Below are 389 nucleotides of genomic sequence, written 5' to 3' on the forward strand. Positions count from 1 at the left end.
ATCTCTATAATATACACAGCCATTGGGGACGTGGCGAAATTGGTAGACGCACTGGATTTAGGTTCCAGCGCCGCGAGGTGTGAGAGTTCGAGTCTCTCCGTCCCCACCAATTTACTTAAGCAATTGAGTAAACTGGCCGAGTAGAGGATTGGTGTAATGGTAGCATGACGGTCTCCAAAACCGTTCGTCAAGGTTCGAGTCCTTGATCCTCTGCCAAAGTTTGAAAAAATCCAACGCTAAGTTGGTACCCCGATGGGGACGTGGCGAAATTGGTAGACGCACTGGATTTAGGTTCCAGCGCCGCGAGGTGTGAGAGTTCGAGTCTCTCCGTCCCCACCATCATATTAAAGCAAGGCTGATGCCTTGCTTTTTTATTGCCTGAAATTTAT

The 389-nt window shown here is 48.6% G+C and carries 3 tRNA genes; all 3 read left to right on the forward strand.

What is annotated here, in order from left to right:
* Nucleotides 1–24 precede the first annotated feature (24 nt).
* The 3 genes from GVV58_RS15310 to GVV58_RS15320 all read left to right on the forward strand — a co-directional run bounded on the left by GVV58_RS15310 (nt 25) and on the right by GVV58_RS15320 (nt 339).
* Nucleotides 25–109, forward strand: a tRNA-Leu gene (locus GVV58_RS15310).
* Nucleotides 110–142: 33 nt separating this feature from the next.
* Nucleotides 143–216, forward strand: a tRNA-Trp gene (locus GVV58_RS15315).
* A 38-nt stretch (nt 217–254) separates the two neighbouring features.
* A tRNA-Leu gene (locus GVV58_RS15320) sits at nt 255–339 on the forward strand.
* The last annotated feature ends 50 nt before the right edge of the window (nt 340–389 follow it).

It is taken from the genome of Acinetobacter sp. 18QD2AZ41W (assembly GCF_009829025.1).
Classification (GTDB): Bacteria; Pseudomonadota; Gammaproteobacteria; order Pseudomonadales; family Moraxellaceae; genus Acinetobacter; species Acinetobacter pseudolwoffii.